This is a genomic window from Belnapia sp. (genome assembly GCF_059504005.1).
The window spans coordinates 1-7088 of record NZ_JCACHU010000059.1 but is presented as its reverse complement, the minus strand read 5'-3'; the positions used below and the strand labels follow the sequence as shown (position 1 = coordinate 7088).

General features: G+C 67.7%; 7 protein-coding genes. 5 read left to right on the top strand and 2 right to left on the bottom strand.

Going from position 1 to position 7088, the window contains the following annotated elements; all coding sequences use genetic code 11:
• From AC5JJ1_RS09980 to AC5JJ1_RS09965, 4 genes are all read left to right on the top strand, one after another.
• Positions 1–792 (top strand): DUF1326 domain-containing protein (locus AC5JJ1_RS09980; RefSeq protein ID WP_495784971.1); only part of this gene is annotated, 792 nt, incomplete at its 5' end.
• Positions 789–1637 carry a DUF2182 domain-containing protein gene (locus AC5JJ1_RS09975; RefSeq protein ID WP_495784970.1) on the top strand — a complete coding sequence of 283 codons (849 nt, stop codon included), beginning with the start codon at positions 789–791 and terminating at the stop codon, positions 1635–1637. The genes AC5JJ1_RS09980 and AC5JJ1_RS09975, both read left to right, overlap by 4 nt.
• A 260-nt stretch (positions 1638–1897) precedes the next feature.
• Entirely contained in the window at positions 1898–2743 is an 846-nt protein-coding gene (locus AC5JJ1_RS09970) for a methyltransferase domain-containing protein (protein WP_495784969.1), read from the top strand.
• 652 nt (positions 2744–3395) lie between these two features.
• Entirely contained in the window at positions 3396–3518 is a 123-nt protein-coding gene (locus AC5JJ1_RS09965; RefSeq protein ID WP_495784968.1) for a hypothetical protein, read from the top strand.
• A gap of 68 nt (positions 3519–3586) precedes the next feature.
• Here the strand turns inward: AC5JJ1_RS09965 and AC5JJ1_RS09960 are convergent, their stop codons facing one another.
• Positions 3587–4747, bottom strand: a complete 1161-nt coding sequence (locus AC5JJ1_RS09960) for an FAD-dependent monooxygenase (RefSeq protein ID WP_495784967.1) — start codon at positions 4745–4747, stop codon at positions 3587–3589.
• 378 nt (positions 4748–5125) lie between these two features.
• Here AC5JJ1_RS09960 and AC5JJ1_RS09955 point away from each other — a divergent pair, with 378 nt between their 5' ends.
• Positions 5126–6832, top strand: coding sequence for a recombinase family protein (locus AC5JJ1_RS09955; protein WP_495784966.1), 1707 nt, complete (start codon positions 5126–5128; stop codon positions 6830–6832).
• A 59-nt stretch (positions 6833–6891) separates the two neighbouring features.
• Here AC5JJ1_RS09955 and AC5JJ1_RS09950 read toward each other — a convergent pair.
• On the bottom strand, positions 6892–7088 hold a 197-nt coding region (locus AC5JJ1_RS09950), incomplete at its 5' end, for a hypothetical protein (RefSeq protein WP_495784965.1).

Genomic DNA, 7088 nt, shown 5'->3' with positions numbered 1-7088 from the left:
CCGCCGCCTGGAAAGGGCAAATCCCACCGCTGCCACAGCTTTTGCCCCTCTTACGTCGCGGAACATCTAAAGTCGCTGACAAAAGAGGTCCGGCAGCTTGTCCCGGTTTCCTGGGGCGGGCACAGCCGCGAGCGCCAGGAGTTCGCACCGATGGCCCATGTCGATTGGAGCATCGAAGGTCCCGAATATGTCAACTGCAACTGCGCGTGGGGCTGTCCATGCCAGTTCAACGCGCTGCCGACCGACGGCACCTGCCGAGCCATGTCCAGCATGTGTATCGAGCGGGGGCACTTCGGCGCTACGCGGCTCGACGGACTGGCCTGGATCGGCACGTATGGCTGGCCCGGCCCCATTCACCTCGGCCAAGGCACATGGCAGTTCTTCATCGACGAGCGCGCTGACATCGACCAACGCAAGGCGCTCGTCGAGATATTGCACGGGCGCGAGATAGAGCCGGGTGCAACCTTCTTTCAGGTGTTTTCGACGGTGGTTTCGACCACCCTCGATCCGCAGTACGTGCCCATTGAGATAGACATCGACCCTGATGTTTGTAGGGCGAGGGTTTTCGTGCCCGGCGTGGTCACCTCAACGGGCGCACCCATGAAGAATCCCTTTAGCGGGCAGGATCACCGGGTCCGCGTGGCGCTGCGTAGCGGCTTCGAGTACGCGGAGGCCGAGTACGGCAGCGGCTCGACGACGGCGACCGGCGGCGTGAAGCTCGACCTCAAAGACAGCTACGGCCAGTTCGCTCGCATCCACCTGACCCAGAACGGCATCCCGAAGCTTCCGTGACGGACCGCCACAGCCCACTCGAACGCGTCCTGGTGCGGGACCGCTTCGCAGTTCTGGCCGCGCTTGTGGGCCTGACCGGCTTATCCTGGGCCTACCTCGTCATGATGGCGGGGGACACGCATGGGATGGCCGGCGCCCCCGCTATTTCGGCCATGCCCGGCATGGCGCAGGGTGGGTTAGACATGCTGCGCCCTGCGCCTTGGACTTCGGCGCACTTCGGCATGATGCTCGGCATGTGGGCTGTGATGATGGTCGGCATGATGCTACCCGCCGCCGCGCCCATGGTCCTGTTCTTTGCCACCTTCGCCCGGCGCAGCCGCGAGCAGGGCCATACCGTGGCGCCCGTGGGTGCCTTCGTCGCGGGCTACCTCGTCGTTTGGTCTGCCTTCGCTCTCGTTGCCACGAGCTTGCAATGGGCCTTGGACCGGCTCTCGCTCCTCTCGCCCCACATGGCCACTATCAGCCCCGTCCTGGGTGGCACAATCCTGATCGCCGCGGGGCTGTACCAGTGGTCGCCGTACAAGGACGCCTGCCTGGGCCTCTGTCGCTCGCCGATCGCCTTCGTCATGGGACACTGGCGAGCCGGGACGGGCGGCGCCTTCCGCATGGGGGTGGAGCATGGGGCCTTCTGCGTGGGCTGTTGCTGGGCGCTGATGGTGCTGCTGTTCGTCGGCGGGGTAATGAACCTCCTCTGGGTGGCCGCGATCACCCTGGCCGTGCTGGCGGAGAAGCTGGCGCCCAAGGGCGGGTGGATCGCCAAGGCATTCGGCGCCGCGCTGGTGCTCGGCGGCGCGTCGGTCATCGCTGCCGGGCTTGGGCACGACTTTCTGGGGAACAGGTCTTGACCATTGGAACGGCCGTCCAGCACTTCGACGCGTCCTGTCGGGTAAGCGATGCCGCATCTCGCTCAAACCTGAGGGGAGCAGTCAGCCATGGCACCTAGCTCTTACCTGCGCCGCCGGGTGTCGCGCCCGATTGACGCACATCGCCCGGCGGCGACCTCCGCCTTGGTGCGGGCAAGGGCAACGCCCTTATGACTGTTTCAAGGTCAGCAGGAGAGCCTCGGTGGTGGATAGCCGACGAGAAGCAAGACCGGGAGGGAGGCATGGCAGACCAATCCCAGTTGAAGGTGCCGGATGTGTACGGGCGCACCCACGAGATGGACGAAAGAACGCTCGCCGTAATGGCGGAGCGATTAGAAACACGAGGTAGGCACCCATTCTTCATCGCGGCGATTGCCGATTACGCTGACCACCTTGCCCTCACCGAGACGGATGCCATTCTCGACATCGGCTGCGGAACGGGCGTGGCGGCCCGGACCATAGCTCGCCGACCGGATGTCCGAGGGCCGATCAGGGCCATCGACATCAGTCCGCACCTTGTTGAAGCGGGCAAGCGCTTCGCGGGCGCGGAGGGACTCGGCGGACGGATCGACTTCCTCACGGGCGATGCGCACGGCCTCGGGCTGCCGGAGGGCAGCTTCGACGTGGTGCTCATGCATACCCTGATCAGCCACGTGGCCGACCCCGCTTCGGTGCTGGCCGAGGCACGACGGCTACTCCAGCCGGGTGGCAGGCTGGTGGTGTTTGACGGCGACTACGCCTCCCTAACCTTCGCCACCGACGCGCCCGACGGCGGCGAGGCGACCGACCGTGCCGTGCAGGCAGGCCTCATCGCCCAGCCGCGTGTCATGAGGGCCATGCCGCGCCTGCTGACTGGGGGCGGACTCTCCTTGAACTGGTCGCGCGCCTCTATCCTCGCCGAGATCGGCCGCCGGGCCGACTACTTCGGCGGGTTCTGCGCAGCCTTCCGCGTACTGCTGCCAAAGGCGGGCGCGATGACCGAAGCGGAGGCAGACGCCTTCGTAGGCGGGCTGGAACGCGACATGGCCGAGGATCGCTTCTTTGGGTCCTGTAACTACTACAGCTATGTGGCGCGCAGAGCCGGCTGAGGGCGGAAATCTGCGCCTTGCGCATGCAGAGATGTCCGGGCCATGCGCGACATTGTGCCGCTGGGCTGTCCTTTGGCACGCGGCGCATGCGGAAGGCCAGCACGTCGTGCAGGCGCTCACGCGGAAAGTCCTCCCACCTGGACGGCGATCAGCGGACCTTTCCAGAAGATGGCGCCTCGGCGCGCATGGCTGGGGCTCCGCAATGGTCTCGCTTCGCACCGGCGACATCGGGAGCCGCATTAGCCGTTTCATTGCAGGAGGCCCAGCGTCTCCGGGCTGGGAAGGACAAGAAGAACCAGAAAAGCGGCCGTGACGTGTCCCTGAGGCGCTACGCACGAGGCTCATCTGGGGCATTGTACCCGGGCGAGGGCACAGAAACCGGTCGGTGCACCGGACCGCCGGTAACTGCTGCATCGACACCTTCCGCAATGTACTGATCAGCCCGAGCGTCGGCCTGATCTTCCTGACTCCCGAGGGTGACGTACATCCTACGCCTGAGCGACGCGGCCATCATCGTGCGGAACTAGGAGCTTCCTGAGGCAATGGCCGTCCGAGGGAAGCTTCCCGATCACGTGCGGTTCGTCGCCGTCCGGCGCCTGCTCTCCCACTGCCCGAAGTGCGTGGTCCGGTCGGGGATGTGGCGACCGGAGGCGTGGCCTACACGGCGAGGGTGCCATCCTTCGCAAACATGCTGCTCGCGCACGGAAAGCTGGCCGAGACAATCGAGGAAGTGCAGGCGATCGTCGAGACCGGCAACCGCGACCGCTTCTGCTAGGGCCGAAGCCGTCGGGCTGCCTCCGGGTGCCGCGGCCTGCCCTGCGTGGCGGCGCTCGCGACGGATTGCTACAGCCGCTCGCCATCGCGGTTCAGGAGCCGCTTGAGAGGTGGGGCAAGGAACGGAAGCGCCGCCAGACGTAGCACGGCCTCGCGCAGGAGCAACTGGAGGCGGTTAGCGGGCGTGAATAGGTGGACGTTCCGTCGCGCCATTCGTTGCGCGGTCGCTACCCAGGGGCGCAGCCGTGCTTCATAGGCGGCGAAAGCGGCCTGAGGCCGACCGGGCTGCTCCGCCAGCGCGTCGGCGAGCAGAACCGCCCCGGCCAGCGCCAGCGTTGCGCCCTTCCCGGCGATCAGCGAGACTGCGAAAGCCGCGTCGCCGAGCAGCGCGACCCGCCCAGCGGACCACCGAGGCATCACCACCTGGGCCACCTCGTCGAGGTACACGTCTCCCTTGCGAGGCAGCAGGTCCAGCAGGGCCGGGACGTGCCAGCCCGCCCCGGCGAAGGCGCGGCGAAGTTCCTCCTCCACGGAGCCGGGGCGCGAACACCCCTTGGTGCGCCAGATGAAGAACGCGACCAGCCGGTCCTCACAGACCGAGGCGAGTGCCGCGGCCCGCCCGACCTCAGTTAGCGAGTAGGAGGTGCCGGGCACGGCGTCGGGTACCTGCGAGCGGTTGAGCAGGAAGGCGGCTACCCGTGCGCCGAGAGGGCGCACGAACCGCTCCTCCGACCCGAAGCCCAGTGCTCGCACCCGAGAGTGGAGACCGTCGGCGCCGACGACGAGATCGCACCCGACTTCCTCGCCGTTGCTGAGCCGGACTCCCACACCGTCCCGGCTCTCCTCCCAGGACTCCACCGAGGCCCCGAAGCGGATCTCCACGCCGTCGTGGACGCGCTCGTACAGTGCCCGCTCGATGTCACCCCGCAAGAGGTTGAACCGCCGCTCGCCGACCAGCCGATTGAGCGCCGGGCCGCCGAGAGCGAACCGCTCGCGCCCGTCCCCGTCCACGTAGACGAGGCGCCGCGGTATGTGCCGTGCGGCCCGCAGTGCGTCGGCCACGCCCAGGCGCTCGGCGGCGTCGAGGCCCGGATCCGCGAGGCCGAGCATGTAGCCGCCGTCGCGCACGCGCGGTGCACGCTCGACCATAACGGGTGTGAGCCCCCGCTGGCGCAGGCGCAGGGCGAGCGACAGCCCGGCGATCCCCGCGCCCGAGATCAGAACCCTCATCGCCTCTCCTCATACTCGCCCTGGCACAACGCTGCGGCGGGTCGTCCCAGACGCGCCGCCGAGTCTCGGACGCCCGGCGGTCAGGCGCGCACCGCGCCCCTCCCTATGGCTGCGCTACCAACCCGGCAGCGCGCTCGCCGAGTGGTTCCGCCAGCGCGTTGGCACCTTGGCCAGGCGCACGCGGCGAATCGCCATCGTCGCCATGGCCAGGAAACTGTTGATCGCACTCTGGCGCTTTGTAGAAACTGGAGTGTTGCCAATGGGTGTCGAGATCAGGGCAGCGCCCTTGCCAACAGCTTAACCAGATCGAGTTGCCGCAAGCGGCATTCCCGCGAGCGACGATACTGGGAGCGTGACCGTTTTCGTCATTGGTGGCTAGTGCCGCCGCGTTTCAGGTGGGTCACGTCTCACCGGGGCCACGCCTCGTGCATGAGACATTTTGGTGCGTTGCACATCCTCAAGAGCCGCATGCTCGAGGGGCGTCGTGCCAAGGCAGCTCGCGGGGAGCTCGTCATGGGCCTGCCACGCGGTTACGTGCAGCGCCCCTCTGGCGAGGTGGCGCTTGACCCGGACGAGGGGGTCCGCTCGGTGATCCGGCTTGTGTTCGATGTTTTTGAGCGGCGCCGTTCGGTCCGCGGCGTGCTGACCTATCTCGCCGACCACGACATCGGTTTGCCCGACCGCCTGCGCTCTGGCCCATGCAAGGGTGAGGTGAGGTGGAACCGCCCGAACCAGGCGACGGTGGCCGACATGCTGCGCCACCCGGCCTATGCAGGTGCCTATGTCTATGGTCGCCGACGGATGGAGCGTCGCGCCGTACTGCCCGGGAGGCCGCAAAGCGGGCGGCGGTTCATCCGGGCGCCCGAGGGCTGGGCGGTGCTGCGTCGGGACTGCTGGCCGGCCTACATTGATTGGGAGACCTACACCCGCAACCAGGAGCAGATGAAGGCGAACCGAGCCAAGCATGAGGGCGTCCCGCGGGGTGGCCATGCCCTGCTGGGCGGCCTTGTCCATTGTGGCCGATGTGGCCGGCGGATGACGCTCAGCTACCACAACAACGGCCGCGAGGCTCGCTACGGCTGCTGCCAGGAGGCAGTGACCTTTGCCGGGCCGCGTTGCCAATCGGTGAGCGCGGCGCCAGTGGACCAGGCGGTGGGCCAGCTGATCCTCGCGGCGCTGACGCCACCCGCCCTCGAGGTCAGCCTGCAGCTGGCCGAGGATATCGAGCTCGAGCGTGCCGCGCGACGGCGGCACTGGGCCGAGCGGCTGGAGCGGGCGCGCTACAACACCGCGCTGGCACGTCGGCGCTACGAGGCGGTCGACCCCGGCATGCGCTTGGTGGCGCGCACCCTGGAGCGGGACTGGGAGGAGGCGCTGGCGGCAGAGGAGGCGCTGGAAGCCGAACAAGCCCGCGAACTGGCGCGTGAGCTGCCTCGGCTGGAGGTGGCGGAGCTCGCTGTCATCCAGCAACTCGCAGAGGACATACCAGCGCTCTGGCATGCTGCAACAACGACACAGCAGGACCGTCAGGCCATTGCCCGGCTCGTCCTCGAACGGGTTGTCATCCGCCTGGAAGGGGTCAGCGAGCAGCTTGAAGTCGAGTGCGAATGGGCCGGCAGCGCGCGGACCCGCCATGCCGTTGTTCGCCCCGTTCGGCGGTTCGAGCAGCTGCGCGGGTTCGACCAGATCCTGGCCACCATCCGTGACCTGCGTCGGCAGGGTTGTTCGGCCGCCGTCATCGCCGAAAGGCTCAACGCCGCTGGCTGGCGCCCGCCCAAACGGGCAGCGTTCGAGGCCGGGATGATCCAGCGCCTGATGTTTCGCCACGGCATGACCGGCAGGCGGCCGATCTGGAGCGGGGCCGTGCTGCGTCAGCCCGGCGCCGAGTGGACGCTCCATGAGGCAGCCGAACGCCTCGGCATCCACCGCCACACAGCCTACCACTGGCTGCGCGTCGGCCGCCTGCGGGGGCAGTTGGCCGCCCGCGGCGGCCAGCGCATCTGGCTGGTGACGATGGCGGAGGCCGAACTCGACCACCTCCGGGCCGAACGGCCAGGCCCGGACCGCACCAGGAACCCGGCATAGAGAGGCACCATGGAAATGCAGTCGAGAAAGTCTGGCAGTACCTGCGGGACCGCTACCTGTCAGGTCGACTGTTCAGCGGCACGTGCGCCATCGTCCATGCCCGCTGCGAAGCCTGGAACAAGCTCATCGCCGAGACCGATCGCATCCAGTCGCTGACCGACTTCGAGTGGGCACGGCAGGTCAATCCATAGTGGGCCTGGTATAAGCTTGGCTTTGCACGTGCCGTGACGCTCGCGTGCCATCATGGCGGGCGGCA

What these genes read in the sequence shown, in the direction of transcription:
- AC5JJ1_RS09970 (WP_495784969.1), top strand. Translation starts at nt 1,898, where the DNA reads ATGGCAGACCAATCCCAGTTGAAGGTGCCGGATGTGTACGGGCGCACC.
- AC5JJ1_RS09960 (WP_495784967.1), bottom strand. Translation starts at nt 4,747, where the DNA reads ATGAGGGTTCTGATCTCGGGCGCGGGGATCGCCGGGCTGTCGCTCGCC.